This window comes from Dictyoglomus sp. (genome assembly GCA_025060475.1).
Classification (GTDB): domain Bacteria; phylum Dictyoglomota; class Dictyoglomia; order Dictyoglomales; family Dictyoglomaceae; genus NZ13-RE01.
This window is the reverse complement of record JANXBZ010000002.1, coordinates 131904-158675: the sequence shown is the minus strand read 5'-3', so window position 1 is coordinate 158675 and position 26772 is coordinate 131904. Positions and strand designations below refer to the sequence as shown.

Annotated in this window: 26 protein-coding genes; 15 read left to right on the top strand and 11 right to left on the bottom strand. The window is 30.8% G+C overall.

Annotated features, from left to right (window positions below; all coding sequences use genetic code 11):
• Window positions 1-443 (top strand): 1,4-beta-xylanase (locus NZ841_01865; GenBank protein MCS7201513.1); only part of this gene is annotated, 443 nt, incomplete at its 5' end.
• A 483-nt stretch (window positions 444-926) separates the two neighbouring features.
• On the top strand, window positions 927-1730 hold the full coding sequence (gene iolB / locus NZ841_01860; protein ID MCS7201512.1) for a 5-deoxy-glucuronate isomerase: 804 nt from the start codon (window positions 927-929) through the stop codon (window positions 1728-1730).
• Between the two features lie 153 nt (window positions 1731-1883).
• Here the strand turns inward: iolB and NZ841_01855 are convergent, their stop codons facing one another.
• Both NZ841_01855 and NZ841_01850 read right to left on the bottom strand, forming a co-directional pair.
• Window positions 1884-2867, bottom strand: coding sequence for an acetylxylan esterase (locus NZ841_01855; protein ID MCS7201511.1), 984 nt, complete (start codon window positions 2865-2867; stop codon window positions 1884-1886).
• A 23-nt stretch (window positions 2868-2890) separates the two neighbouring features.
• On the bottom strand, window positions 2891-3823 hold the full coding sequence (locus NZ841_01850) for an SDR family oxidoreductase (protein ID MCS7201510.1): 933 nt from the start codon (window positions 3821-3823) through the stop codon (window positions 2891-2893).
• Window positions 3824-3923: 100 nt separating this feature from the next.
• On the opposite strand from NZ841_01850, the gene NZ841_01845 reads away from it, so the two are divergent.
• The 7 genes from NZ841_01845 (at window position 3924) to NZ841_01815 (ending at window position 10921) form a co-directional block, all read left to right on the top strand.
• A complete protein-coding gene (locus NZ841_01845; GenBank protein ID MCS7201509.1) occupies window positions 3924-5108 on the top strand; it encodes a class I SAM-dependent rRNA methyltransferase in 1185 nt (394 codons plus the stop codon).
• A 22-nt stretch (window positions 5109-5130) separates the two neighbouring features.
• A complete protein-coding gene (locus tag NZ841_01840) occupies window positions 5131-5631 on the top strand; it encodes a nitroreductase family protein (protein MCS7201508.1) in 501 nt (166 codons plus the stop codon).
• The gene (locus NZ841_01835) at window positions 5616-6329 is read left to right on the top strand and encodes an RluA family pseudouridine synthase (GenBank protein MCS7201507.1); all 714 of its coding nucleotides are present in this window, start codon (window positions 5616-5618) and stop codon (window positions 6327-6329) included. The genes NZ841_01840 and NZ841_01835 overlap by 16 nt, the downstream gene beginning before the upstream one ends.
• Before the next feature lie 416 nt (window positions 6330-6745).
• Window positions 6746-6946, top strand: a complete 201-nt coding sequence (locus NZ841_01830) for a Gfo/Idh/MocA family oxidoreductase (GenBank protein ID MCS7201506.1) — start codon at window positions 6746-6748, stop codon at window positions 6944-6946.
• Window positions 6943-8727, top strand: coding sequence for an FAD-binding protein (locus tag NZ841_01825; protein MCS7201505.1), 1785 nt, complete (start codon window positions 6943-6945; stop codon window positions 8725-8727). Before NZ841_01830 ends, NZ841_01825 begins: the two co-directional genes overlap by 4 nt.
• On the top strand, window positions 8717-9808 hold the full coding sequence (locus tag NZ841_01820; GenBank protein MCS7201504.1) for a zinc-binding dehydrogenase: 1092 nt from the start codon (window positions 8717-8719) through the stop codon (window positions 9806-9808). Before NZ841_01825 ends, NZ841_01820 begins: the two co-directional genes overlap by 11 nt.
• 18 nt (window positions 9809-9826) lie before the next feature.
• A complete protein-coding gene (locus tag NZ841_01815) occupies window positions 9827-10921 on the top strand; it encodes a uroporphyrinogen decarboxylase family protein (protein ID MCS7201503.1) in 1095 nt (364 codons plus the stop codon).
• 59 nt (window positions 10922-10980) lie between these two features.
• Here the strand turns inward: NZ841_01815 and NZ841_01810 are convergent, their stop codons facing one another.
• From NZ841_01810 to NZ841_01800, 3 genes are all read right to left on the bottom strand, one after another.
• Window positions 10981-12174, bottom strand: a complete 1194-nt coding sequence (locus NZ841_01810; protein ID MCS7201502.1) for a UPF0164 family protein — start codon at window positions 12172-12174, stop codon at window positions 10981-10983.
• A gap of 205 nt (window positions 12175-12379) precedes the next feature.
• Window positions 12380-14014, bottom strand: coding sequence for an NAD+ synthase (locus NZ841_01805; protein ID MCS7201501.1), 1635 nt, complete (start codon window positions 14012-14014; stop codon window positions 12380-12382).
• A gap of 6 nt (window positions 14015-14020) precedes the next feature.
• On the bottom strand, window positions 14021-15241 hold the full coding sequence (locus NZ841_01800; protein MCS7201500.1) for a M48 family metallopeptidase: 1221 nt from the start codon (window positions 15239-15241) through the stop codon (window positions 14021-14023).
• A 50-nt stretch (window positions 15242-15291) separates the two neighbouring features.
• Between NZ841_01800 and NZ841_01795 the strand changes: the two genes are divergently transcribed.
• Complete coding sequence (locus NZ841_01795; GenBank protein MCS7201499.1) at window positions 15292-16254, top strand: glycerophosphodiester phosphodiesterase; 963 nt, start codon at window positions 15292-15294, stop codon at window positions 16252-16254.
• 43 nt (window positions 16255-16297) lie between these two features.
• On the opposite strand, the gene NZ841_01790 is transcribed toward NZ841_01795, so the two are convergent.
• Entirely contained in the window at window positions 16298-16831 is a 534-nt protein-coding gene (locus tag NZ841_01790; GenBank protein ID MCS7201498.1) for a hypothetical protein, read from the bottom strand.
• Between the two features lie 67 nt (window positions 16832-16898).
• Entirely contained in the window at window positions 16899-17921 is a 1023-nt protein-coding gene (locus NZ841_01785; GenBank protein ID MCS7201497.1) for a glycoside hydrolase family 130 protein, read from the bottom strand.
• 144 nt (window positions 17922-18065) lie between these two features.
• On the opposite strand from NZ841_01785, the gene NZ841_01780 reads away from it, so the two are divergent.
• From NZ841_01780 to NZ841_01760, 5 genes are read left to right on the top strand one after another with little or no spacing between them, the layout of a single operon-like run.
• Window positions 18066-18374, top strand: a complete 309-nt coding sequence (locus tag NZ841_01780; protein MCS7201496.1) for an autorepressor SdpR family transcription factor — start codon at window positions 18066-18068, stop codon at window positions 18372-18374.
• On the top strand, window positions 18358-19041 hold the full coding sequence (locus tag NZ841_01775; GenBank protein MCS7201495.1) for an SdpI family protein: 684 nt from the start codon (window positions 18358-18360) through the stop codon (window positions 19039-19041). Before NZ841_01780 ends, NZ841_01775 begins: the two co-directional genes overlap by 17 nt.
• A gap of 1 nt (window position 19042) precedes the next feature.
• Window positions 19043-19249: a PLD nuclease N-terminal domain-containing protein gene (locus NZ841_01770; GenBank protein ID MCS7201494.1), complete on the top strand. Its 207-nt coding sequence runs from the start codon at window positions 19043-19045 to the stop codon at window positions 19247-19249.
• Window positions 19246-20142, top strand: a complete 897-nt coding sequence (locus NZ841_01765; protein ID MCS7201493.1) for an ABC transporter ATP-binding protein — start codon at window positions 19246-19248, stop codon at window positions 20140-20142. Before NZ841_01770 ends, NZ841_01765 begins: the two co-directional genes overlap by 4 nt.
• Window positions 20139-20909, top strand: coding sequence for an ABC transporter permease subunit (locus NZ841_01760; GenBank protein ID MCS7201492.1), 771 nt, complete (start codon window positions 20139-20141; stop codon window positions 20907-20909). The genes NZ841_01765 and NZ841_01760 overlap by 4 nt, the downstream gene beginning before the upstream one ends.
• Before the next feature lie 9 nt (window positions 20910-20918).
• On the opposite strand, the gene NZ841_01755 is transcribed toward NZ841_01760, so the two are convergent.
• The 4 genes from NZ841_01755 to NZ841_01740 all read right to left on the bottom strand — a co-directional run bounded on the left by NZ841_01755 (window position 20919) and on the right by NZ841_01740 (window position 26723).
• A complete protein-coding gene (locus NZ841_01755) occupies window positions 20919-21644 on the bottom strand; it encodes an MBL fold metallo-hydrolase (protein MCS7201491.1) in 726 nt (241 codons plus the stop codon).
• Between the two features lie 3 nt (window positions 21645-21647).
• A complete protein-coding gene (locus NZ841_01750; GenBank protein ID MCS7201490.1) occupies window positions 21648-22850 on the bottom strand; it encodes a hypothetical protein in 1203 nt (400 codons plus the stop codon).
• Between the two features lie 70 nt (window positions 22851-22920).
• Window positions 22921-24894 (bottom strand): ABC transporter ATP-binding protein/permease, encoded by a 1974-nt coding sequence (locus NZ841_01745; GenBank protein ID MCS7201489.1) that lies wholly within the window; start codon window positions 24892-24894, stop codon window positions 22921-22923.
• Complete coding sequence (locus NZ841_01740) at window positions 24891-26723, bottom strand: ABC transporter ATP-binding protein/permease (protein MCS7201488.1); 1833 nt, start codon at window positions 26721-26723, stop codon at window positions 24891-24893. Before NZ841_01740 ends, NZ841_01745 begins: the two co-directional genes overlap by 4 nt.
• Window positions 26724-26772 lie beyond the last annotated feature (49 nt).

The window sequence follows — 26772 nt, the reverse complement described above, 5'->3', positions numbered from 1 at the left end:
AATTTAGGGTATTATGGGATGAGACAAGAATTTATGAATATGCTGAAAAATATGACTCTCTACTAAATAAGGCTAATGCTAATCCATGGGAACAAGATTCCTTCGAAATATTTATAGATGAAGATAACTCAAAGAGATTATCTTACGACTCTAATGATGCTCAATATAGAGTAAACTTTGAAAATGTACAAACTTTTGGAACCAATGCATCTTCTGCTCGGTTTGTAACTGCTACGAAGAAGACAGATTTTGGATATATTGTGGAAGCACAGGTTAAAATGAAAGAAGTAAAGCTAGAGGCAGGAAAAGTAATAGGATTTGATGTTCAAGTTAATGATGCAGATGCTTCAGGATCAAGGGTTGGAATTATAGCATGGAATGAGATGGAAAATATTAACTGGCAAAATCCATCAAGCTTTGGTAATCTAAGATTAGATCAATAAATTTATAATATACCTCTACCCCCTGGGGAATCCCTCAGGGGGTTTATTTTTTTTCTATTATTTAATGCCTCTAGTATGGGATATAAATATCACTCTTTAATAAGGAGTTTTGTTAGGAGAGAAAAGAGATTTCTTAGATAGATCAGATAAAAAATCATCGATGAGTAATTAAGAGATCTGAAAAAGGAAAGGTTCAATTTCTTAATTATATCAAGGATTGAGAGGGCAGCCTCAATCCTTTCTATTTTCTTTACCTCTTCTTTCTCTCTTCCTTCTCTATTCTCTCTACTATTACTATACTGGTACCTATCTCCATACCTATCTACTTAGTTAAATCTTTTTTCTCTTGACAAAAAAATTATTAAATTATATCCTTACCTCATGTAGTTATTACCGTGAGTATTGAAAATTTTTTTATTTGTTTTTTCTAGCAATGGAAAAATATATATCATGGAGCAAAATCAAGATAAGGAGGTTTTTAAAATGTTCAAAAAGGTAACCTTAGAAAAGGGATTGAATTCCTTAGTAAAGGAAAAGGATATGGAGTATATTGAGTTTGATATATTTAAAGGAGAAAAAGGAGATGATTATTCTTTTAATTCAAAGGATTACGAAATTGGATTAGTTATTTTATCTGGAAAATGTAATGTAAAAGTAGATGGAATAGAGTTTTCTTCTCTAGGTTCAAGAAGAAATGTTTTCGAGGGAAATGCTTTTTCCCTTTATATACCCAACAATAAGGATATCAAAATTGAAGCTTTAGAGGAAATAGAAGTTGCTTTATGTAAAAGTAAAGTGAAAACTGAAGAAGACGTTAAATTAATAAAACCCGAAGATGTTATTATAAGAAATGTAGGGGTTTTAAATTGGAGAAGAGACGTAAAAGATATCATAGATAAAAGAATTAATGCAAAAAGAATTTTGGTAGGAGAAACTATAAATCCTCCTGGAAATTGGTCTAGTTTTCCACCACATAAACATGATAGAGAAAATTATCCAGAAGAGATAAAGATGGAAGAAGTATACTTTTATAAAGTATATCCTCCTCAGGGATTCGGAATTCAAAGAGTATTTACTGAAGAAAGAGATATAGATGAGTTATTTTTAATAGAAGATAACTCACTACTTACAATAAAAAGAGGATATCATCCTGTAGTTGCTGCACCAGGATATCAAATATATTATCTTTGGGTATTAGCAGGAGAAAGAAGAGAGCAAATATTCTATGATGCTCCTGAACATAAGTGGATAAGATATATGGAAAAAGTTATTAAAGAATTTAGATAATTTATATGCTCTAAAACCATAGAAAAAGCTATAATTACAAACTTAGAAATCTGTATCAAATTTTTTACAGCATTCTTTAGAACATGCTTTTTCTGCGTATTACCCAGAACCGCAAGAAGAATAAAGAAAAAGCCCTGGAAAATTACCAGGGCTTTATTTTAAATATCTTTTTACAAACTTTATTTTTTCTAACGTATGAAAACTTCCTCCCCCTTCATGCCCATTAAAGGGATAAATTTTAATCTCCTTCTCTCCTTTGTAGTAGTTATATACTGCAAAGATTGTAGAAGGAGGACAAATCATATCCATAAGTGCTACAGAAAAAAGAGCTCTTGATTTTGCTCTTACTGCAAAATTAAGTCCATCAAAATAGGATAAAGTTTTGAAAACTTGATCTACATGATTTCTATGGATTTTTAAATATTGACCTATCTCTTGATAGGGATATCCATCGGTTATTTCCAATGCTCTTCTAAAATGACAAAGAAAGGGAACATCAGGCATAGCGATTTTTATATCCATATTTAAATAGGAAGCAAGCCCTGCTACAGCTAAAGTGATCCCTCCCCCCTGACTACCTCCAGTAATTCCAATTTTAGATTCATCAACATCAGGGAATGCAATTAAAGTTTCCACTGCTCTTACTGCGTCAGTAAAGACTCTTCTGTAGTAGTATTTTTTAGGATCGAGAATTCCTCGGGTCATAAATCCAGAATACTGGGGGTCAAAGGGAGAATCATCATAATCAGGAGTATCTCCAGGGCTCCAAGAACTTCCTTGTCCTCTTGTATCCATTACTAAATGGGCAATACCTAAGTTAGCCCAAAGTAAAAAATCTGTGGGAAAACCTCTTCCCCCACCATATCCAATATACTCTACAATTCCAGGAATTTTATTTTTTCTTTCCTTTGGAAGAATAAGCCAACCTTTTATTCTTTGTCCTTTATATCCAGAAAATGTAACATCATAAGTATCCACAAGTTCAAGTCCAAAATCTACTTTTTCAAAAATAGGATCGAGGGAAAATTTGTGAGACTCTTCTAAAGTTTCCATCCAAAATTTATCAAAGTCTTTTGGTTCTTCTCTTTCGGGCATATACTTCCATAATTCAGAAAGGGGTAAATCAAAAAAAACCATAAAATACACCTCCTAATTGCATTTCAAATAATTTTTCTATACCACTCTATAGTCTTTTTAAGTCCCTCATCTAAAGAAAATTTAGGAGTCCATGAAAGATGCTTTTTAGCTAAAGTTATATCCCCCATGGAATCTCTTACTTCTCCTCTCCTTTCAGGAGCATATATAGGTTCCACATCTACTTTTATAAGTTCCTTTAGTTTAAGAAAAAGTTCCTTAATACTTATTCTTTTACCACTTGAGATATTAAATATTTTTCCCTCTATTCCTTTTCCTCTTATTGCTTGAATATTTGCAGAGACCACGTCTTCTACAAATATAAAGTCTCTGGTTTGTTCTCCATCTCCATATATAGTAGGGGGTTCCTTTTTAAGAAGAGAAGTTATAAACTTAGGAATCACTGCAGAATAGGGAGAGTTTGGATCTTGTCTTGGTCCATATACATTAAAATACCTTAGAGAGACTATTTCTAACTTATAAATTTCATAGAAAAATTTCATATAAAGTTCTCCCACGTATTTACTTATGGCATAGGGAGAAATAGGTTCTAATTTCATATCTTCTTTTTTAGGAGTTATAGGGTCATTTCCATATACTGCTGAAGAAGAGGCATATATTATTCTCTTAACTTGATTTTTCAATCCAGCTATAAATACCCTTAAAGTTCCTGTTATATTTACTTCATTACATTTTTCTGGATTTTCTATAGATTCAACAACAGAAGTTAGCGCAGCCTCATGGAATATATAATCAACATTTTTTGTAATGGATAAAAGTAATTCTAAATCTCTTATATCGCCCTTTATAAAGATAATCTTGTTCCTTATGAAATTTAAGTTTTCTTCTTTTCCCGTTGAAAGGTTATCAAGAACAATAACCTTTCCCCCTTCTTTCACCAGCTCTTCCACAATGTGGGATCCAATAAAACCAGCGCCCCCAGTAACTAAGAACTTCATAGCTCAAATAATAGCATAAAAATTATAAAATTTCTATTCTTGAGAGTGGCAATTAAATGTTATAATCAAACTTAATTAGTGGAAAATATAATTCTAAAACATGAAAGAAAGAACAAAAGTTATTTTAAAAAGAAATATTCACAAAAAAATTGTTCGTGGAAGTCCTTGGATTTATGATAATGAAATTTTAAAAATTGAAGGAAAAATTTCTCCTGGAGACATTGTGGATATTTATGATTTCAGTAAAAGTTTTTTAGGGAAAGGATATATTAATCCTCATTCTAAAATAAGAGTAAGGGTATTATCAAGAAAAGAGGAAGAGATAGATAAGGACTTTTTTAAAAATAGGATTCTTCAGGCATGGGAATATAGAAAAAAATTAGTAGATACTCGATCCTGTAGAGTAGTTTTTGCGGAAGCAGATTTTATTCCTGGTCTTATTGTAGATAAATTTGAAGATGTCCTAGTAATTCAAACTCTCTCCCTGGGTATAGATAGATTTAAAGAAACAATAGTAGAAGTTCTTGATGAACTCTTTCAACCTAGGGGAATATATGAAAGAAATGATGTACCTGTAAGAGAATTGGAAGGACTTCCTCAAACAAAAGGATTTCTAAAAGGAAATTTTGATACCCAAGTAGAAATAGAAGAAAATGGATTAAAGATAATTGTAGATATAGAAAAGGGACAAAAAACAGGATATTTCTTAGATCAAAGAGAAAATAGACTTGCTTTAAGAGGATTAGTGGATGGTGCTGAGGTTCTTGATGTTTTTTCTTATACAGGATCCTTTGCTCTTCATGCTTTAAAGTTTGGTGCAGAAAAAGTAGTAGTTGTAGACTCTTCAAATTTTGCCTTAGAACTTGCAAAGAAAAATACAGAAATAAACGGTTTTTCAAATAAAGTCGAATTTATTGAAGAAAACGCTTTTGATCTTCTGAGAAAGTTTCAAAAAGAAGGGAGGTTTTTTGATGTAGTTATCCTTGATCCTCCTGCTTTTGCAAAATCCCAGAAAGATTTAGAAAATGCTATAAGAGGATATAAAGAAATAAACCTAAGAGCCATGAAGATAATTAGAGATGGAGGATTTTTAATTACTTGCTCTTGTTCTCAGCATGTAACTCTAGAAATATTTCAAAATATAATTGAATCTGCAGGCTATGATGCTAATAGAATATTAAGACTAATAGATTTTAGATATCAAGCAAAGGATCATCCTATTCTTTTATCCCATCCAGAATCCTTATATTTAAAATGTGGTATATATCAAGTATTAAAGAAATAAAATATCTTAAAAGGAGGTTTTTATGAAAGAAGTGATAAATGTTATTAAATCAAGAGTTAGCATAAGAAGTTATTTAGACAAAGAGATTCCCAAAGAAATTCTAGAGGACCTTATTGACTGTGCAAGACTTGCACCTTCGGGATATAACAAACAACCATGGACCTTTCTAGTGGTTACTGATAAAGAGTTAAAAGATAAACTAGCAGAAATTTGTACTTACGGAAGATTCCTAAAGGAGGCAGGAGCAGGAATTCTTATTTTTTGTGAGAAAGATGCAGAGCTTGCTTTAGAAGATGCCTGTGCAGCAGCGGAAAATATAATAATATCTGCTCAAGCCTATGGTCTCGGAACTTGCTGGATAAATTCATATAAAAAACCTCATTCCGAAGAAGTTAAAAAATTAGTAAATTGTCCAGACAATTTAGAACTTATGGTTATATTAGCAGTAGGATATCCCAAGGAAATTCCTCAAAGACCAAAGAAAAAAGAGCTATCAGAAGTATTGAAATGGCAGAAATTTTAGATTTTAAGCTAAGAATAATTTATGAAGACAACCATCTTTTGGTAGTGGAAAAATTGCCTGGTATTTTAGTACAAGGAGATTCAACAAAGAGAACCACTCTTATTGAAGTTGCAAAAAGATATATCAAAGAAAAGTATAAAAAGCCTGGAAATGTATTTTTGGGGATTGTTCATCGCTTAGATAGAGTAACTTCTGGAATCGTTGTTTTTGCTCGCACTTCAAAATCTGCAAAAAGGCTTTCAGAATCCTTTAGGGAACGTAAAATAGAAAAAATTTATCTTGCTATTTGCGAAGGAAATATAGCAAAGGAAGAGGGGAAATTAAGAAATTGGCTTTCTTGGGATGAAAATAAACATAAAACTCAGATTTTTGATAATCTAGTACCCCAAAGCAAAGAGGCTTTAACTTATTATAAAGTTCTTAATAGATTTAAGAATCTTAGTTTAGTATTACTTTTGCCACAAACAGGAAGAAAACATCAGTTAAGAGTTCAGCTTTCTCATATAGGTCATCCTATATTAGGAGATAAAAAATACAATGCAAAGAGAAAATTTATAAAAGATTATATAGCTTTACATTGTTTTAAACTAAAGTTAGAACATCCTATAAAAAAGGAAATTATGGAGTTTAAAATAAATCCTCCCTCTTTTTGGAATAACTTATTTCCAATGATCCATGAAATAGTTGAGAAAATTTAGAAAAAATTAGATATTGACACAAATTAACAAATTTTATAATATACAAAGAAATTGTATATTCTTCTTTTTAAAGCCTATTAACATACTCGTTCCTTGGCATAGAGGAAGCTTTATATAGATTTAACTATAAGAATCCTTTCTTCAGAAAATGGAGAAATATTTTAAGAAACAATTAGTGGAGGAAGCCTTCTTATATATAGTAGGAGAAGGAGGATTGGTCTTGCTTAATTATAACCTTTGAAGATGGATCAAAGGGAGCAATTTTCTCTTGTGATACCAGTCTTGGAGGAGTAAAAAATCTTGTACAAGTTTTTACTTCCAAAGGAGTTCTTTACGGAAATATAACTCCCAATAATACCATATTAGCCTACGCTCCCTCCTCTGAAATCTGGGGTGATGAGTATATTGCAGAAAAAATTGAGACAAAAGGAGGATGGAACTTCCCTTTTCCTGATGAGGATTGGATAAGAGGCTATCCCCAAGAGATGAGAGATTTTGTAGAGTGTGTTTTATATGATAGAGATCCTATTTCTGATTTTGAGTTGGCAAAGGATACTGTAAAGGTAATTTATGCAGGATACACATCTTCTGAGGAAGGAGTGAGAGTTAAAATATGAAAAGGATTAAGGGAGATGTAATAGTAATTGGAGCAGGAGGGGCGGGACTTCGATCTGCTCTTTCTGCTTATGAGAAAAATCCTAATTTAAAAACTGTTCTTATATCTAAAAAACCTATTGGTCTAGGTGGGGTTACTGCAAATGCCTTTTCCGATAGAATGGCTTTTCATGCTACCTTATCCTATACTTTGCCTCTGGAGAAAAATTATCTCTATCATGCTATGGATATTTATAGAATCGGAGGTGAAGTCTCTGATTATAATTTAGCAGAAATTTTAGCTAAAAATAGTGAATCTGCAATTAACTATCTGATATCCCTTGGAGTTCCCTTTGTAAAAACCTCTGATGGAAGAATCGACCAGTTTCTTACCGATGGATCTGAATTTCCCAGAGCCTGTTATGTGGGACCAAATACTTCTATAGAAATTTCCAAGGCATTAATAAGAAGATTAAAAGAAACAAAGATTGAGATTTATGAAAATTTAATGGTTTATGATTTTATTTTAAAAGAAGATAGAGTTATAGGCGCAAAGGCTATAGATATTAATACTCAAGAAAGATTTATTATTCAAGGTAGGGCATTTATTTTAGCTACTGGCGGTGCAGGAGAACTATACTATCAAAATGTCTTTACTTCTGAGATGACAGGAGATGGCTATGCAATGGCATTGAGAGCTGGAGCTGAGCTTGTAAATATGGAGTTTATGCAGATTGGCATATGCCATCCTAATATTCTTTTTGCAGAATCAGGAAGTATGTTTAGAGCTTTGCCAAAAATTGTTGATGAAAAGGGAAGAGAGTTCTTATTAGATTATCTTTCTGAAGACGATAAGAAAAATCTTTGTGTTCTAGAGTTTAAGAAAGGTGCCCATTGGCCTGTTTCTTTTGAATCTCCAACAAAGGTAATAGATCTTGCTATTTATTTTCATATTCAAAAAGGGCATAAGGTATTCATGAATTTTATGGAGAATCCTTCCTATTTATCTTATGAAAATATTCCTGAAGAAATTTTAAAATGGAGTGAGAAAATAGGAAAAGAAGTTTTTAGAGATACTCTTCCATATGAAAGATTAAAAATTATTAATCCTCAAATTATTGAATGGCTAAAAAATTATAATATAGATCTTTCAAAGGATCTACTTCCCATCCAAAATGCCCTTCAACACTTTCAAGGCGGAGTAAAGATAAAAGAGAATGCAAGTACGAATTTAAAAGGGCTATTTGCAGTAGGAGAATGTGCAGGAGGACAGCATGGTGCCAATCGTCCGGGTGGAAATTCCCTCTTAGATACCCAAGTATTTGGGAAAATTGCAGGAGAAAGAGCTATAGATTATGCGGAAAAGGTAGAATTTATAGAAATCTCTGATCTTGAAGAAGAAATCCCTTCAAAGGGTATTCCTGCTAAAATAGCAAGAAAGAAGATAAAAGATATAATTTCTCAATATGGATTTTTAGTAAGAATTGAGGATGATATTAAAAAAGGTTTAACAGAAATTAAAGAGCTAAGAAAGGAAGGAATATCTCTAGACGAAGAAGGATTGTCTTATTATTATGAAACCATAAATATGTTAGATGTTGCAGAGGTAATCCTCAATGCTATTTTAATAAGAGATGAAAGTAGAGGACCTCATTTAAGATTTAAAAGATTTGAACCTCCTGTAATGGAATTTCTTCCTAAGAATCCTAATTGGAATAAATATATTGTTTTTTATAAAAAAGACAACCAATTAAAGTTTGAAATAAGAGAACCTGTAAGACCAAGGGAAGAATATGAAAGCTAGATCTGCTATTCTCGAGGAATTTGGAAAACCTCTTGTTTTAAAAGAATTTGATATTCCAGAGCTCCCTAAAAACGGGATTCTTGTTAGAATCTTAGCGTCAGGCATATGTGGTTCTGATATTCATATTATTTCAGGAAAGGATCCAAGGGTAAAATTACCTATGATTTTAGGTCACGAAGGAGTAGGAGAAATCATAGAAATAAATGGGGAAAAGAAAGATTTGAAGGGAGAAATTTTAAAGAAAGGAGATTTAATAATTTGGAATAGAGGAATCGTATGTGGAGAATGTTTTTATTGCAAGATTGTAAAAGAACCATCTTTATGTGAAAATAGAAAGGTTTATGGAATAAATAGATCTTGCAAAGATTATCCCTATCTTCTTGGATCTCATAGTGAATATATAATATTAGAGGAAAAGACAGATATTTTAAAACTGTCTCCCAATGTAGATCCCTCAATTATGGTAATTGCAGGATGTTCTGGCTCTACTGCAGTTCATGCTCTTGATTCTATAAAAGAATCATTATTAGGCAAAACTGTAGTCATTCAAGGAGGAGGACCCCTTGGGATTTTTGCTTTATCTCTTGCAAGGTATCAAGGAGCAGAAAATATAATTCTCATTACAGGAAGTTCAGAAAGAATTAGTAGAGCCAAAAATATAGGAATAGACTTAATTCTTGATAGATACAGATTTACAGAAGAAGAAAGAATTAAAAAGGTTTTAGAATTAACTCAAGGAAGAGGCGCAGATGTGGTCATAGAAGCAACAGGAGTAAGCATTGCAGTAAAAGAAGGACTTAAACTTTTAAGAAAAGGAGGAACTTATTTGATTGTAGGAGTGGCAACCCCTCAAGAGGATATTCCCATTAATATATATGAAATCACCTCAAAAAATATCAATATTCAGGGAATATGGGTAAGTGATACAAAACATTTTAAAGAAGCAGTTTCCTTTATCGAAAAACATCAAGATATATTTGCACCTCTTATTACTCATAGGATATCATTAAAAGAAATAAACGAAGGATTAAAATTAATGGAAGAAAAGAAAGCAGTTAAGGTAGTTATAGATAAATTTTAAAACTTTGGAGGAAAAATTATGATCATCGAATTGGATAAATTTGATGTTCAAAAATTCTGGGAAGAAAATGATTATTGTTTACAAAATTTTGATAAAAAGACAAGAATTCCTATTTTTTACTGGCTTGATGACCATTTTCTCTTTGAATTTTTAAATGTAGAATCCACAGTTAAATATTATAACGATTACGAATATAGATTAAGACTTCACAAAGAAGCTAATGAAAAATTAGAAAAAGTTCTGGGAAGAAAATTCTATCCTGAAGATCCTGTAGAACCACCTTCTCCTAATAGATTTGAAGTTCTAATGGGAGCAAAATATGTACTTACAGAAGGGGGAACTCCTTGGCTTATGTCTCAAGTAGAAGACGTAGAAGACTTGAAAGAACTCATTAGAAATATGGAAAAGATAGATATGAAAAAATCTGCTCTTCCAGAAGACTTTATGGAGAAAAAAGAAAAATATGAAAGAATAACAGGAAAAAAATTAAAACTCGGGAATTTTAGTAGAGGACCTGCAACTATGGCAACAAGCATATTAGGCACGGAAAATACATGTATTTTTATGATGGAGGAAGAAGATATTTTATTAGAATTTTTTGAGATTTTATGTCAGAAATTAATAGAATATAATAAAGTACTAAGAAAAGCAACAGATAATAATGAATTTGGATATTCCTTTGCTGATGATAATTGTTTTCTTTTTCCTCCCAAAAAATACTTGAAATTCTGTGCACCTTTTTTGGAAAAGATATTTAAAGAGTTTGCTCCCTTAAAGGAACATAAAAGATATCAACATTCTGATAGCAATATGAAACATTTAATGAGTATTTTAAATGATTTAGGAGTAAATGAGGTGAACTTTGGTCCTGAGATTCATCCTGAAGAGATAAGAAAAGCAATGCCAAAGGCCAAAATTTATGGACAGATGCCTCCATTTACATTAAGAAACGGTAAGCCTGAAGACATTATTGAGATTGTTAAAAGAGATATGAAGTTTTTAGGAGAGGATGGAAACTTTGTAGAATGCACTGCGGGAAGTGTTGCAGGAGGAACTCCTTTAGAAAATATAAAGCTTTATATGTGGGCTGTGGAAAAGTATTGTAGATTATAAAATAAAAAGCCGGGGAGGGGTGCCCCGGCTAGAAGAAGAGAAGGGGTGGGTTAACAATTTTAGAATTTTGCAGATCCAGATGCAATAAATTTTAGATGAGACAAATCAGGAGTAACATTTTGAATTTGATCGCCAAGAACTGCAACATCTAAGGAGAATCCAAGAAGACTTAAACCTGCACCTACAGATAAAGTTATCCCTCTCACTGCAAGTTCTGCTGCCCTTATAGGATCAAGTTCTTCCAATCTTATATTTCCATAGGCTCCTGCCCTTAATGCTAATATGGGAAGAACCCAGAATTCTACCCCTGCATGCAAGGTTCCATATCTCCATCTTTCTGGCTTATTCCAATTTTCTTGACTGAAATTATGAGTTACATCAAAGTTGTCTAAATCTAATACTAATTTTATTGCTCCTAAATCTACCGCAACACCTAAATTGAAGAATGAAGGAAGTTTAATTCCTGAATAGATTTCAGAAGCAGGATCATAGGTCCACCATCTGCCCTTTTGGTCTCCCCAAATATAAGGATTTCCCCAAACAAAATCATCATGCCACATATAGTCTCTTGTATAGTTTATACTACTATAAGCATTTCTATAAACTAAACCTACTTTTAAAAGAGCAAGATTTATAATTGCTCCTAAATCTACTGTAAATCCATCAATACTTGCCCAATCGTAGGAATGAAATTGAGAATCCCAAGTAGTATAAGTTTTATAAGGATCATTTTCATATTCACTTCCTGGAATAAATCTTCCACTTCCAAACCAAATTCCATCAACCTTTCTTGACACTTCTCCTTTAATGTAAGTTAGATTAGCTCCAAGAGCTATAGGACCAAATTTTGTTCCTGTACCAACGGAAAATGTGTCAAGTTTTGATGTATCCGTTACATCAGAAAACCAATCAAATTTCATGGGATAGGTGTCAGGAGCATAACTTGTCCAATATCCTCCATCAGCTCTTCCTACTATTACAGGTGGTATAAAGGGTTTTTTGTATGCGAAAGAAAGATTGGAAAGAGCTAATGCTGCATAAAGAGGTGTGAAATTAAATCTATATTCATATTTAGGCTGACCATTTTCCCATCCAACAACTTCTTTATTTACTTCTCCCAATGCTAATGCAGTTAAGTTTATATTTCTCACATAGGCAAGACCTGCGGGATTATACTCAACAGAAGAGGCATCATTGGCAAGGGCTGTTCCTGCGCCACCCATGGCTATAAATCGGGCACTACCCCCACTCATCCAGGGAAGGAAAGAAAAAAGATCTATAGGATTTTTTATTTCATATGGACGAGTTTGTGCAAAATTTATTGTAGAGATAATAAGAATGCTTAGAATACTTACTATTAGGATCTTTAAAATTTTATTTATTTTGGAGTCCTCCTTTTTAATTTTTACATTTTCATTTTATCGTCTTTTAATTTTCTGTCTGTGATTTATATCACACCTACCAACCTTTTTTCCAAGCAATAGGCATTCTTCTCCCCATTCCAAAAGCTTTTGTAGTTACCTTTAAAACAGGAGGTGCCTGTCTTCTTTTATATTCTGCATTATCAATTTTCTTTACAACTTCTTCTACTAAATCTTTCTCAAATCCCATTTTTTTAATCTCATCAATGGATAAATTATCTTCGATATATGCTTTAAGAATTTGATCCAAAATGGGATAGGGTGGTAAAGAATCCTCATCTTTTTGGTTTGGTCTTAATTCTGCGGAAGGAATCTTTGTAAGTATAGATCTGGGAATAATTTCCTTTTCTCTATTAATAAATCTTGCTAATTCATAAACCATCATTTTAGGTAGATCTCCAATAACTGCCAAACCTCCTGCCATATCCCCATAGAGAGTACAATAACCCACTGCTAATTCCGATTTATTCCCTGTAGTTAAAACTAAATGTCCCTCTCTATTGGATATAAACATTAATATATTTCCTCTAATTCTTGCCTGTATATTTTCCTCTGCAAGATCCATTAAGGGACTTTCATTAGGATTCAAAGTCTCAAGATATGATTTAAAAATTTTTTCTATGGGAATAATCCTAAACTCAATTCCTAAATTTCTTGCTAAAATTTCTGCATCCTTTACACTTCCTTCTGAAGAATATCTCGAAGGCATGGAAACTCCAAGAACATTTTCTGCCCCTAAGGCGTAAGTTGCTAAGCATGCAACAACAGAGGAATCTATTCCTCCACTTAAACCAATAACTGCTTTTTTAAATCCTAATTTTGAGAAGTAATCCTTAATCCCAAGAATTAATGCTTTATAAATACTTTCTATATCTTCCTTAATAGAGTTTACGTCTCTTACAGGAAATAAATTTGAAAAATCAATAATACCAAAATCCTCCTCAAAATTCTTCCCTTCCCAATAAATTTTTCCCCCTTCTGTTATTACGAGACTTGATCCATCAAATATTAATTCATCATTTCCTCCCACTTGATTTACATAAACTATCGGTCTTTTATATTTTTTTGCAATATAACTTAGCATATCTACCCTTAATCTCATTTTCCCAAAATAATAAGGAGAAGCAGAAAGATTAATTATTATCTCTGCTCCTTGGGAAATTAATTCTTCCACTGGATCTTTTTCGTAAACTGTTCTATTCCAATAATCTTTATCATTCCATATATCTTCACAAATGGTAACACCAAGATTTATTCCCTTAAACAGTATTGGGTGTCGATATTCTGCAGGTTTAAAATACCTTGTTTCATCAAAAACGTCATAGCTTGGTAGAAGAGTTTTATACTGATATCCAAAAAGTTTCTCTTTATAAAATAACAATGCGGAATTATAAATGTTTCCATCTTTATATAAAGGAGCTCCCAGAAGAATCCCTAAATCCTTACTTTCTAATAAGATTTTTTTATAAATAACTTCATCTATTTTCCTCATAAGTTCAGCTCTAAAAAGCAAATCCCTTGGAGGATAGCCTAATATAGAAAGTTCAGGGAAAACAATTAAATCACAATTTTCTTTTCTAGCCTTATTTATATATGAAATAATTTTCTCTGTATTTCCCTTTATATCACCAATAGTTGGATTAATTTGAGCAATAGCAATTTTCAAGTTCATAAATCTTTACTCCTTTATTAATGCTAAAATTCTCTCCTCAGGAGAGGGATGGGAATAATACCAGACTCTATATAAAGGCAAAGGATGAAGATTTGCTAAATTTTCCTTTACTAACCTTTTTAAAGCACTTACTAATGGCTCTCCTGTCCCCAAAAGCTCTTTTGAAAATTTATCCGCAGAATATTCAAATTTACGAGAGAAGAAATTTATAAGGGGAGTAATAAAATATAAAATAGAGGATACAAAAATAAAAGAATAAACAATAAAAGAATAACTCTTTTCCACAGAAAAAGTTTGGGATATTAGTGGAGATTTATATAAAAGAAATACGAAATAAATATATGCTATATAAAAAACTATGCTTAAACTTATCATTTTAGGAATATGTCTTTTAACATGATGCCCCAGCTCGTGTGCAAGAACTGCTAAAATCTCATCATGAGTATAATTCAATATGGTATCAAAAAGTACCACCCTTCTTGACTTTCCAATTCCTGTAAGATAGGCATTTACTTTCTTTGTTCTCCTTGAAGCATCCATAACAAATATCTTAGAAATTTTAAACCTTGTCTTTTCTAAAAGAGAAAGAATTTTATTCTTCAACTCTTCATCTTGTAAAGGATAAAACTTATTAAATATGGGAGCTATAACCATAGGATATAACCAAGAGAGAAAAAGTTCAAAAACAATCACCACAAGAGCAAATTTCCACCACCAATTGGGATCAACACTTATAATCCATAAAAGTAAGGAAAGGATAGGTACACCTAGGATTATAGATATTATTATGGATTTAATTATATCAGTGATAAAAATTTTAGGAGTTGTACTATTAAATCCATATTTTTCTTCTATTACAAAGGTAGAATAAACACTAAAAGGAATAGATATTAAAAAATTTATTAAAGAAAAGATTCCAAAAAACAAAAGACCTTGAATAATATAAGATTTTGAGAGAGAAGAAACAAATTTTTCAAAATATGAAAACCCCCAGATTATGAAGACAATGGAGATAATAATATCAACAATATGGGATATTATTCCTAAATTTGTTCTATCTTTTAAATAGTTCTTAGATTTTTCGAAATCTTCCTCTGTTATTTTATCTTTAAATATTTCAGGTATTTTTAAATTAGGTGATGTAGCATATTTTTTATTCCATATATTAAGAATTAGCTCCCAGATCTCTTTTATCAAAAAAACAAAAATAAAGATATAAAAAAACATTTTAAAACCTCCTCTTTCCCAATAATAATTTTTTATATTATACTATCTTTGTGATTATATTAGGCCATAGAGGAAATATTTATAATCCTGAAAATACTATAAAAGCCTTTAAATCTGCCATTGAAATGGGAGCGGATGGAATAGAATTAGATGTTCAAAAAACCAAGGACAATATTCTCATAGTTTGTCATGACGAGAATTTAAAAAGGTTAACAGGCATAGATTTAAACATTAGAAGAACTGAGTTTGAAAAAATAAAAAATATTACAATCCAGGGAGAACCTTTAGTTGACTTAGAAAAAGCACTAGAATTTATAAAATCTTACAATAAATTTGTAGATATAGAAGTTAAAAATCCTCAGGATTTTTTAGATGTTATAAAACTTGTAAAGAAAATTAATTTAAAAGATTTCATCATTTCATCCTTTTGGCACAAAGAGCTATTTTATGCTAAAAAATCCTATCCTGAAATAAGATTTGCCTATCTTTACGTCCATTTTCCAAAGGATATTTCAATTTATGCTAAAGAAATAGATTTTCTAAAACCTCATTTTCATTACATTAATGAAGAATATGTACCATATAAAGATAAGACTATAGCATGGACTGTTGATGAGGAAGAAAATATAGATTATCTCTTAAAGATGGACATCTTTGGGATAATCTCTAATTTCCCTGACAAAGTTATAAAAAGAATGAAGGGAGGAAAAATTATGTATCAAAATCCTTACCTCTCCTATTTTATCCAGATGATTGATAAAAAATCCATTGTTCGAGGAGAAAATTATATAAGTTTTGAGGCAACAAATTATGTCATACCTTTAAGAATAGAATCTATATCTATGGAAGATGGAGAAATCAATCTTAATAAAAGCTTTCCCCTTGATTGGAACTTAGGAGAAAGATTAAAATTTGAAATAACTATTAAAGGAGAAAATCCAAAAATTAAAATAAGAGTAAGAGAAGTTGGAGAATTATCTTTTTCCTTAAAGGAATTGGAGGAAGTTATATAAATTTAAGGAGAGGACTAGAATGTCCTCTCCTTTTTCAAAAATCTTAGAAACTCACAAAACTAAATCCAATAGTTATTGGATAAATCCAAAAATAAACATTCAAATAAGAATTTTTTCCACCATAAGGAGTATATATTCCTAAATATAGATCAAAATCTACAATAGATTCTATAGTATGTGAATAATCAGTTCCAAAACCAAATCTTAAGATATCGACACTTAAAGCAGCATTTAAAGAAGGATACCATTTTCTTCCGAAGAGATCAAAAGACCATGGTTTCAAAAGATATATAGTATCTATATTAATACCTAGAGCTAAAAAGCTCGCATTAATTCCAGTATAGGATGCATAGAAGACTTCTGGTCCTACCATTACATATAATCCTTCAACTTCTTTTATAGGCAACCCGACTTGATAAAATCCTGAAAGAGCAGTAAGACTATAATATGCTCTTGGAGCAAAAACTAAATATCCTCCAAATTTTGTAGAAGGAAAGTTTACTCCAAAGATGTTAACAGCATAAGTAGGAACTATAATGAGGGAGAGGATTAGGAAAAAGAGAAAAACTTTTTTCATAGGAACCCACCTTCCCTTTTAACTTTTTAAAAAATTATATCATATTTAGGAAATTTTTTAAAGAAACCTATCCCCTTCCCTCTTCTCCATCTCCAGAAACAAGTTCAGAGTTTTCTTTAACAAAATTTATCACATCATCAATATAAGTAAAAGCTAAAGAAACATAAGTATCAGCAGATCCATAATAAATTGCGACTCTTCCTGTTTCTGCATCTACTAATGTGGCACAAGGAAATACCACATTGGGAACAAATCCTACCGTCTCATACTCTTCTTCAGGAGTCAAAAGATAATCTCTTGATCTAAAAAGAACCTTGGAAGGATTATTTAAGTCCAAAATTGCTGCACCAAAACTGTAAACGTATCCATTACAAGTGAGAACTACCCCATGATAGAATAAAAGCCATCCCTCACTGGTTTCAATAGGTACAGGACCTGCTCCAATTTTAAGACTTTGCCACCATCCAGATCCTCCTCTACTCATAACTCTTCTGTGTTTTCCCCAATATATTAAATCGGGACTTTCACTCAGAAATATGTCTCCAAAGGGAGTATGTCCAGTATCACTAGGTCTTGAAAGCATCATATAATTGCCCTTTATTTTTCTTGGAAAAAGTACACCATTTCTATTATAAGGAAGAAAAGCATTTTCCATTCTTGTAAATTCTTTGAAATCTTTCGTGTATCCAATCCCTATAGTAGGTCCATAAAAATCCGTACACCAAGTAATGTAATATTTATCATCGAGTTTAAGAACTCTAGGATCATAAGCATAATTAGGCTGATAAATATTTCCATTCTCATCTTTCCAGATTATTTCCTTATCTTCTATCTCCCAATTTATCCCATCTTTGCTCCATCCTACATGTAATCTTGCCTTTCCATCCTTATGGTCTCCTCTAAATACCCCTACAAATTCTCCATTATATGGAACCACAGCACTATTAAAAATTCTTGCTATACTTTTTGTAGGATTCCATTTTGTTAAAGGATTTTTATCATATCTCCAGATTATTCCTTCATACCCCTTTGGTTTTTCTTGCCAAGGAATATTTCTTAGGGGCTCTCCTATAATTTTTACTTTATTCATAAAATTTACCTCCTATTTAAAGTTTTATAAAAATATTAATAAAACGAAATTTTCCTGTCAATATTCTTAAAATTGCATCAATTTGCTTTTCAAATTTGACTTTTGAAAGATTTTATTTTAAAATTTATTTTGATAATTATCTAAATGTTTTTTAAAAATATGTCTCTAGATCTTTTATTTAAAGCTTTAAGTGACGAGACCAGAAGAAGAATTTTAAGAATGCTTGCAGAAAGAGATATGACTGCAGGTGAAATTGCAAGCTCTTTTTCCCAATCTTGGCCTACCATTTCCCATCATTTGGAAATATTAAAGCAGGCAGGACTGATAATCGATGAAAGGAGAGGGAAATATATAGTATATTCTTTAAACACAACAGTATTTCAAGAGGCTTTACTTTTCTTATTAGATGCTTTAAAAAAGAAGGAGGAGAGAACAAATGAAAGAGAGATATAAGGTCGACAAATACACCCTTAAAAAGGATTTTATAATACTTCTTCTTATTTCTCTTATGTTTATTACAGGGGCAATACTTTATCCCTATCTTCCTGAAAAAATTCCCATGCATTGGAATTTTAAAGGAGAAATAGATAGATATGGTTCAAAATTTGAAGGAGTTTTTGTCATTCCTCTAACGGTACTTTTTCTTTATTTAGGACTTTTATATCTTCCCTATATAGATCCCAAAAGAGAAAATTATCCTAAATTCGAAAAGGTATATCAAATTATAAAGTATTTATTTGTAATTGTGTTCTCCATAATACATTATAGTGTTATTATTTCTGCCCTTGGAGGACCAAGAGATTTGATACCTAAAATTACTCCAATAACTCTTGGGATCTTATTTATTATTCTTGGAAACTATATGCCAAGAATAAAATATAACTGGTTTGTAGGAGTAAGAACCCCGTGGACTTTATCCGATGAAGAGGTTTGGAGAAGAACCCACAGATTTTCAGGATATCTTTTTGTGATTGGTGGAATTCTTATGCTTTTATCAGCTTTCTTACCTCCTTATGTAAATATCATAATAGGACTTTCTGGGATTTTTTTCGCAGGAATTTTAAGTGTGATTTATTCTCTTATCATCTATAAAAAATTAAAAAGACAAAAGGAGAATTAAAATGGATAATCTTTTTCAAGTTTTACCATTGATTATCCCTTTAATAATTTTGCAGGTAGTTTTTCAAATCTTTGCCCTTGTAGATCTTATAAGAAGACCAAGAGAAGAAATAAGAGGGGAAAATAAAATAATTTGGGGAATAGTAATCTTAATTTTTGCCATGTTGGGACCTATAATATATTTTATCTTTGGAAGGAAAATAACATGAATGTTATAGAAACATATAACCTTTGTAAATATTTTAAAGAAAAGAAAGCAGTAGATGAGTTAAACTTAGAAGTACCTCAAGGAGTAATCTTCGGATACTTAGGACCCAATGGAGCTGGAAAGACAACTACTATAAGACTCCTTCTAAATCTTGCAAAACCCACAAAAGGGTACGCCCTAGTCTTAGGGGAGGATATCACAAAAAGTAAAAATTATTTAAAAAAAATAGGTTTTCTTCCTGATGTTCCCAATTTTTATAATTATCTTACTGCAAGGGAATACTTAGATTTTCTTAGTGATATTTTAAATATAAATAAAAAGAGAATTGACGAAGTTTTAGAAATTGTAGGGTTGAAAAACGAGAAAAAAAGAATTGGAACCTTCTCTCGGGGAATGAGACAAAGATTGGGAATTGCTCAAGCTTTACTTCATGATCCCATTCTTTTAATATTAGATGAGCCTACTTCTGCCTTAGATCCTCAAGGAAGGAAAGAAGTTCTTGATCTTATACTTTCCTTAAAGGGAGAAAAAACCATATTTTTCTCTACCCATATATTAGCAGATGTGGAAAGAATATGTGATAGCGTGGGAATTATAAAAGAAGGAAAACTCTTGCTTAATGATACCATAGAGAATTTAAAGAAAAGATATAGTAGTAGAACTTTGTATGTAGAGGTAAACAACTGTGAAAAGCTTTTTAATAAACTAAAGTTACTCCCCTGGATAGAATCTTTGACATTCTTAAATAAAAATGGAATTATTATAAAAGTGAAAGACATGTTAATATCTCAAAAGGAAATTCCTAAAATTATTTCTCAAGAAGATCTTTCCCTTTTAAAATTTGAATTTTTAGAACCATCTTTAGAAGACATATTTATAGAGGTAGTATCATGATTTTAAAACTTATGAAAAAAGAATGGAAAGAATTTATAAAAACAGGAAAGTTTTATGCCTTATTATTTTCTTTTTTGTTTTTTGCAGTATCAAGCCCTGCTATCGCTAAATTTACCCCTGAGATTATTAAGAGCATAGTAGAATCTCAACAAGCTCAAGGAGTAATGATTCAACTTCCCCCTCCCACATGGAAGGATTCCTTTTTACAATTTTTAAAAAATCTAAACCAAATAATTTTTTTAATTTTAGTAATAGTATTCATAGGAAGTATAGCGGAGGAAAAAAGTAAAGGAACAGCAATAATGATAGTATCAAAGGGAATAAATAGAGTTATATGGGTTATATCCAAATTTATTTTCCAGTTTTTAATAAGCTTTGTTTTTTTGTTAATCTCCTATATTCTCTGTTTATATTATACTTTCTTTCTCTTCTCTAACTTTCCCATCGAAAATTCCCTTTTTTCAACTCTATTATATGGAATATATCTCTTCTTTATCCTTTCCTTAATCCTTTTCTCAAGTTCCCTTGGAAATAACACTATTCAATCCGCAGGAATATTTTTGGGAATTTTTATTCTTTTTAATATCTTTTCCCTCTTCCCAAATCTTAATTCCTATAATCCCCTATATCTTTCCTCATTAGAAAATATGTGGATTATAGGCTCTGTGGAATTAAAAGAAGCTATAAAACCAATAATTTCTACAATTATATTCTCTTTTATATTCTTATTCTTAGGTGTTTTACATTTTAATAATCAGGAATTATAAATTTAAAGACTATTTATAATTTAAAATCCATATCTCTGTTGTTTTTGGAAGTTTATCCTTGGAAATATTTAAAAGAGAACTTTCAAATTTTACTATTTTGAGCTCCTTTACTAATTTTAAAAACTCCTCTAAGGTTCCTATAGGCCATCCTTGAGTATATTCCGTTTTATAATGCATAGGAATAACAACTTTAGGATTTATTTGATTTATAACCTTTAAGGCTTCCTCTTGGGAAAGGGTATAATATCCTCCTACAGGAATAAATAAGATATCAACCTTTCCAAGAAGTTTAATCTCTTTCTCAGTTAATACAATTCCCAGATCTCCAAGATGAACAAGTCTTATTCCTTCTCCATCAATAACAGTGATACTATTTTTCCCTCTCTTTTTTCCTTCCGCATCGTCATGAAATGTAGGAACATTCCATATTTTTATATCTTCTATCTTCTTTTCAAATAAATTCCATTCTGTTCCTCTATCTTTCGTACCTACAATTACTTCTACTTTTTTTCCTAAAAAATTAGGATTATAATGATCTCCATGCTCATGACTACTAATTATCAAATCTGCAGTAGTTTGGGGAATTGGATAATTTGAAGAGAAGGGATCAATAATAACTGAATATCCAGAGTTAAATTGAATTCTAAAACAAGCATGTCCAAAATATCTTATCTCCATAGCAAAGGAAATAGAAAAAAGAGAAAATAAAGTAATTAATATTAAAAACTTTTTCATTTATTATCCCCCTTTCACTTGGAATACTAAAATTCTATAACCATCTCCTCCCATCAATAAAAGTATAAGATATTTACTATCCAAAGTAAACTCCATCTTTTCTAAAAAGTATTCACCATCTAAATCTATTTTTTTTCTCACTTCTTTTCTCCACGAATAGATAACAATTTCCTTAGTAGGTGCAAGGTAATGTTCCCCTAAAGAATAAGCTAAAAATCTATTATCATAGGAAAAAACAGGATGGGATCCAAAAACAGTAAAAAGAGGTTTATTGTCCCTCAAAGAAAAAACAGTAATTGTTTTATTTCCTTCAATAGCTAAAAAATCCCCTGTGGGACTTAAAAAGGGATTCCCTATATAGGGAAGAGTTAGAATTTCTCTTAAAAGGAAAAGATCTATGACTTTTATCTTTTCCTCTTCTCCTAAAGTGATAGCAAGATATCTATCATCTTGAGAAAGACTCCACCCTGCAGTTCTATCTCCTTCATAAAAGAATTCCAAATCCTTTCCAGTTTTCAAGTCCTTTACGATTAAAGCGTAATTTTTCTTACTATCTCTTAATATGGGATTTAAAATTAAAAGATACTTCTCTTTATTACTAAAAATTAAATCAAATTCAAAATAATTCCTTTTACTACTTAGGGAATATAATTTCTCCCTTTTTGGGAAGGTTAATATATTATATTCATACCACTCATCTAATTGAATAAACCCGCCTAACAAAAAGGTTTTAAAGTTAACCTTCTCTATTATAAAGTTACCTAAGGGCGATATAATTAAATCTTCTATTTTTTCAATTTGAGTTGTTAGAACCTTTGTGTTTTCTCTTAAAGTATTTACTTTGTTGTAAGAAAGAGGAGTTTCTATTCTTTTTATATAATCAAATATAGTTAAATAAGGTTCATTATTTACTGCAATTACCTTTCCCGTGTCAAGAGGTTGAAAGTTTGTAACTAATATATTTTCTCCTTCTTTAACCGCTGAAGATCTTACTCTTATCCTATTTATTTCTCTTCCTTCTTTTATACTATATAAAACTAGGAAATCTTTTTGAGAAAAGAATAAAATATCTCCTAAAATTTTAAAAAAATTTACCGATTCATTACCTAGTTTTATTACTTTTATTAAAGTAATATCTAAAATTTCTTGAGCAGTAGAATAGAAAGAAAATAAAAAAAGGAAAATTATTATAAATAATCTCTTCATAAAACTTCTCCTACTCTTTCTAAGATATTCTATTATATCGAAGATTTATTTAAAAAACATGTGCTAAAAATCACATTTTTATAAAATTTGAATTCTGAATCTGATAAAGATGATAATATAATCCTTTTTTTCTTAATAGCTCCTGATGATTCCCTTTTTCTACAATTTTCCCTTTATGTAAAACATATATGGTATCTACATCCTGAATTGTAGATAACCTGTGAGCAATAATAATGCTTGTTCTTCCCTCTATTATTTTTTTAAGAGCATCTTGAATAAGCCTTTCTGTCTCTGTATCTACATTCGCGGTTGCCTCATCCAATATAAGTATTTTAGGATCTGATACTAAAGCCCTAGCAAAAGATAATAATTGTCTTTGTCCTGCAGATAAAGTTGATCCCCTTTCCTGAACAGGAGTTTCATAACCCTGAGGAAGTTTTAAAATGAATTCCTCTGCATTTACAATTCTTGAAATCTCTCTTACTTTCTCGTAGGGAATATTCTCTCTATATAGTTTGATATTATGTAAAATATTTGTAGCAAAAAGATGAACATCTTGAAGAACAACACTTATCTGACTTCTTAAATCCTCTAAGCTTAAATCTTTTATATTTATTCCATCAATTAATATTTCTCCCTTCTGAATATCGTAAAAACGAGTAATAAGATTTATAATAGAAGTCTTTCCTGCTCCAGTAAGACCAACAAAGGCAACTTTTTCTCCAGGTTCTATAACAAAAGAAACATCCTTTAAAACCCATTCTTTATCATAAGCAAACCAAACATTTTTAAATTCTATCCTTCCTTTTATCGTTCCCAATCTTATAGGATTTTTAGGAGAACTAATTGTTACAGGTTCATCCAATAATAAAAATATTCTTTCTGATGACGCCATAGCATTCTGAAGAATGTCGTATTTTTCTGCAAGATCTTGGATTGGCCTGAAGAATAGATCTAGGTATGAGATAAAAAGAAAAAGTAGTCCAAAACTAATTTTATTACTTAGTATTTGTATTCCTCCAAAAAATATTAAAGCGGAAACGACAAAGCTTCCCAGTGCACTTACTAAGGGTCTGAAAACTGCATTAACAAATATAAATCTCAATTGGGCCTTTAATAGACTATTGTTTATTTCCCTAAATTCTTTTTCGTTTTCTCTCTCCCTTGCAAAAAGTTGGGTTATTCTAATACCATTTATATGTTCTGCAAGATAAGCATTGACACGAGCCAATTTAATTCTAAAATCTCTATAAGCTTCTCTTGCATATTTTCTAAATATAAAACTCATATACCCCACTATAGGAATCGATAAAATAACAATTAACGCTAATCTCCAATTTAAGATGAACATAAATATACTTAATCCAATAATTAAAAAAATATCAACAACAAAGCTTGTAATTACAGAGTTGTACATTTCTAGAAGAGTCTCCGTATCATTGGTAACTCTTGTGACCAGTCTTCCCACAGGATTTCTATCAAAGAAACTTATAGGAAGTCTTAATAAATGATGAAAAATATCTTTCCTTATATCATAGATAATTTTTTGAGAAGTTAAGTGAAGGATATAAACTTGAGTATACGTAAGAAGAAAGATCCCAAAGATTATAATAAAATACAATATTGCAGATTCCATAAGAATTTTAAAATCCCATGTTCTTAATATCCTTTTATCCTCTATGGAAAACTTATCTAAATCTCTTTCTAATATATAAAAATCATTGTTATATTTTTTAACAGGATATTTATTTAAAAGTTTTTCCCAATCTTCCCTTTTAATCATTTCTCTTTTATTTTTATCAATTATATAAACTTTCTCTTCTTTACCCTGAATTACTATTACCTTAAAAGGATTAATGGATACATCAATGGCATTTTTGATAATATATGGATTTAAAATCTTTCCTATAGTTATCAAAAATATAAGAATTATAGCAAGAAGAATTCCTCTTATATGAGGCTTTGCATATTTTAGGAGCCTTTTCATTAAACGCGCATCGTATGCTTTTCCTAATATTTCTTGTTCTTCAAAATAATCTCTCATAAATTTTCCTCTAATTCTGCTTCCAATTGCTGTTGCTCATATAATCTTGCGTAAAATCCCCCATACCTCATTAACTCTTTATGATTTCCTCTTTCAATAATCCTTCCATCTTTCAAAACAATTATTTCGTCCGCATCCTGAATTACCGATAATCTCTGGGCAATTACAATAAGGGTTTTATTTTTTCTTATTTCTCTTAAATTATTAAGAATTTTCCTCTCAGTATGAGCATCTACTGCGGATAAGGCGTCATCTAAAATAAGAATAGGAGGATCCAAAGCTAATGCTCTTGCCAAGGCAACCCTTTGTTTTTGTCCTCCTGACAATGTAACTCCTCTCTCTCCTATAACCGTGTCTAATCCATAAGGAAAATCCTTAATATCCTCATCTAAAGCAGTAAGTTTTACTAATTCTTCTATTTTTTCATCAGATATACTTAAGTTACCAAATTTTATATTATTAGCAATGGTATCAGAGAAAAGAAAATTATCTTGAGGCACAAATCCAATATTTTTTCTTAGAGAATTAAGGGATAATCTTTTAATAGGAATATCATCAATAAAAATTTCTCCTTTATTTATATCAAACAATCTGGGAATAAGACTCACAAGGGTTGTTTTTCCAGAACCTACAGGTCCTGTTATTCCTAAGAATTTTCCAGGAGAAATCTCAAAGGATATATCTTCCAAAACCCATGATTTATTAGAAGAATAAGAAAAATAAACGTTTTTAAATGAAATTTTACCTTCTAATCTCTCTTTATAGATAGCATCTTTACAATCTCTAATTTCAGGAGTTTCATCAAGAACCTCATTTATCCTTTCCAAGGATGCTTTTCCCCTCTGAAAAACATTTACCACCTGCCCTAGAGCAACCATAGGCCATATTAAAAGTCCTATATATCCATTAAAGGCTATAAAATCTCCTAAAGAAATTTCTCCCCTTAAAACATATAAGCCCCCATAATAAAATATAATTAATACACACAAGCCTGCCAAAAGCTCTATAGAAGGAAACATAAATCCCCACACCTTAACCAATTTAATGTTTTTTTCTAAAAGATCCTTTGACTTTTCCAAAAAACTTTTTAATTCCCCCTCTTCTTGTACATATGCTTTTACAACTCTAATACCTGCAATAGTTTCTTCTACCTTATCCGTTAATCGAGCAAATCCTTCTTGAACATATTTAAATCTTTGATGAGTAATTCTCCCAAAAAAGAATATAGAGAAGGTTATTAAAGGAAGCGGAATCAACAAATATAAAGTAAGCTTTATATTTATACTTAAAAGGAAAATAATACTTAATATTCCTAAGAATAAAGTATCAAAAAACATTATAATACCAAATCCAAAAAGTTCTCTTACTGCATTTAAATCATTAGTAGCTAAAGCCATTAATTCACCGGTTTTACGATAGTTAAAATAATTTATTGACAGTCTTTGAAGATGAGAAAAATATTTTTCTCTAATTTTTGCCTCAAGTTTTCTTGATGCAGGAATTATTGACATTCGCCAGAAATATCTGAATAAAGCAGTTAAAGTAGCAAAAACAACAAGAAGAAGAGAGTAAATTAAAATTTCTTTTATTCTAAAATAACCTTTTTTTAAGCTATCAACACCCCAACCCAGAAACTTGGGAATTATAAGCTGAAATATATCCGTTAAGAGAAGAGCTATAACTCCCCTTAAATAATCTTTCTTATGTTCTTTTAAAAATTCTTTTATATGTCTTAATAGTGGCTTTTTTGTCATACAACTTAAAAATTTTATATCATTTATAGAGAAAAGAAAAGAAATAAATTTATTTTTGTTGACGACTTCTACCAATTATGGTACCTTTTATGCTATAATGGTATCAAATTGGCATAAATTGGTA

What these genes read in the sequence shown, in the direction of transcription:
- NZ841_01745 (MCS7201489.1), bottom strand. Translation starts at nt 24,894, where the DNA reads ATGAGAGATTATTTTGAAGAACAAGAAATATTAGGAAAAGCATACGAT.
- iolB (MCS7201512.1), top strand. Translation starts at nt 927, where the DNA reads ATGTTCAAAAAGGTAACCTTAGAAAAGGGATTGAATTCCTTAGTAAAG.
- NZ841_01825 (MCS7201505.1), top strand. Translation starts at nt 6,943, where the DNA reads ATGAAAAGGATTAAGGGAGATGTAATAGTAATTGGAGCAGGAGGGGCG.
- NZ841_01835 (MCS7201507.1), top strand. Translation starts at nt 5,616, where the DNA reads ATGGCAGAAATTTTAGATTTTAAGCTAAGAATAATTTATGAAGACAAC.
- NZ841_01765 (MCS7201493.1), top strand. Translation starts at nt 19,246, where the DNA reads ATGAATGTTATAGAAACATATAACCTTTGTAAATATTTTAAAGAAAAG.
- NZ841_01815 (MCS7201503.1), top strand. Translation starts at nt 9,827, where the DNA reads ATGATCATCGAATTGGATAAATTTGATGTTCAAAAATTCTGGGAAGAA.
- NZ841_01755 (MCS7201491.1), bottom strand. Translation starts at nt 21,644, where the DNA reads ATGAAAAAGTTTTTAATATTAATTACTTTATTTTCTCTTTTTTCTATT.
- NZ841_01810 (MCS7201502.1), bottom strand. Translation starts at nt 12,174, where the DNA reads ATGAGTGGGGGTAGTGCCCGATTTATAGCCATGGGTGGCGCAGGAACA.
- NZ841_01840 (MCS7201508.1), top strand. Translation starts at nt 5,131, where the DNA reads ATGAAAGAAGTGATAAATGTTATTAAATCAAGAGTTAGCATAAGAAGT.
- NZ841_01800 (MCS7201500.1), bottom strand. Translation starts at nt 15,241, where the DNA reads ATGTTTTTTTATATCTTTATTTTTGTTTTTTTGATAAAAGAGATCTGG.
- NZ841_01805 (MCS7201501.1), bottom strand. Translation starts at nt 14,014, where the DNA reads ATGAACTTGAAAATTGCTATTGCTCAAATTAATCCAACTATTGGTGAT.
- NZ841_01780 (MCS7201496.1), top strand. Translation starts at nt 18,066, where the DNA reads ATGTTTTTTAAAAATATGTCTCTAGATCTTTTATTTAAAGCTTTAAGT.
- NZ841_01845 (MCS7201509.1), top strand. Translation starts at nt 3,924, where the DNA reads ATGAAAGAAAGAACAAAAGTTATTTTAAAAAGAAATATTCACAAAAAA.
- NZ841_01820 (MCS7201504.1), top strand. Translation starts at nt 8,717, where the DNA reads ATGAAAGCTAGATCTGCTATTCTCGAGGAATTTGGAAAACCTCTTGTT.
- NZ841_01770 (MCS7201494.1), top strand. Translation starts at nt 19,043, where the DNA reads ATGGATAATCTTTTTCAAGTTTTACCATTGATTATCCCTTTAATAATT.
- NZ841_01850 (MCS7201510.1), bottom strand. Translation starts at nt 3,823, where the DNA reads ATGAAGTTCTTAGTTACTGGGGGCGCTGGTTTTATTGGATCCCACATT.
- NZ841_01760 (MCS7201492.1), top strand. Translation starts at nt 20,139, where the DNA reads ATGATTTTAAAACTTATGAAAAAAGAATGGAAAGAATTTATAAAAACA.
- NZ841_01790 (MCS7201498.1), bottom strand. Translation starts at nt 16,831, where the DNA reads ATGAAAAAAGTTTTTCTCTTTTTCCTAATCCTCTCCCTCATTATAGTT.
- NZ841_01775 (MCS7201495.1), top strand. Translation starts at nt 18,358, where the DNA reads ATGAAAGAGAGATATAAGGTCGACAAATACACCCTTAAAAAGGATTTT.
- NZ841_01785 (MCS7201497.1), bottom strand. Translation starts at nt 17,921, where the DNA reads ATGAATAAAGTAAAAATTATAGGAGAGCCCCTAAGAAATATTCCTTGG.
- NZ841_01750 (MCS7201490.1), bottom strand. Translation starts at nt 22,850, where the DNA reads ATGAAGAGATTATTTATAATAATTTTCCTTTTTTTATTTTCTTTCTAT.
- NZ841_01855 (MCS7201511.1), bottom strand. Translation starts at nt 2,867, where the DNA reads ATGGTTTTTTTTGATTTACCCCTTTCTGAATTATGGAAGTATATGCCC.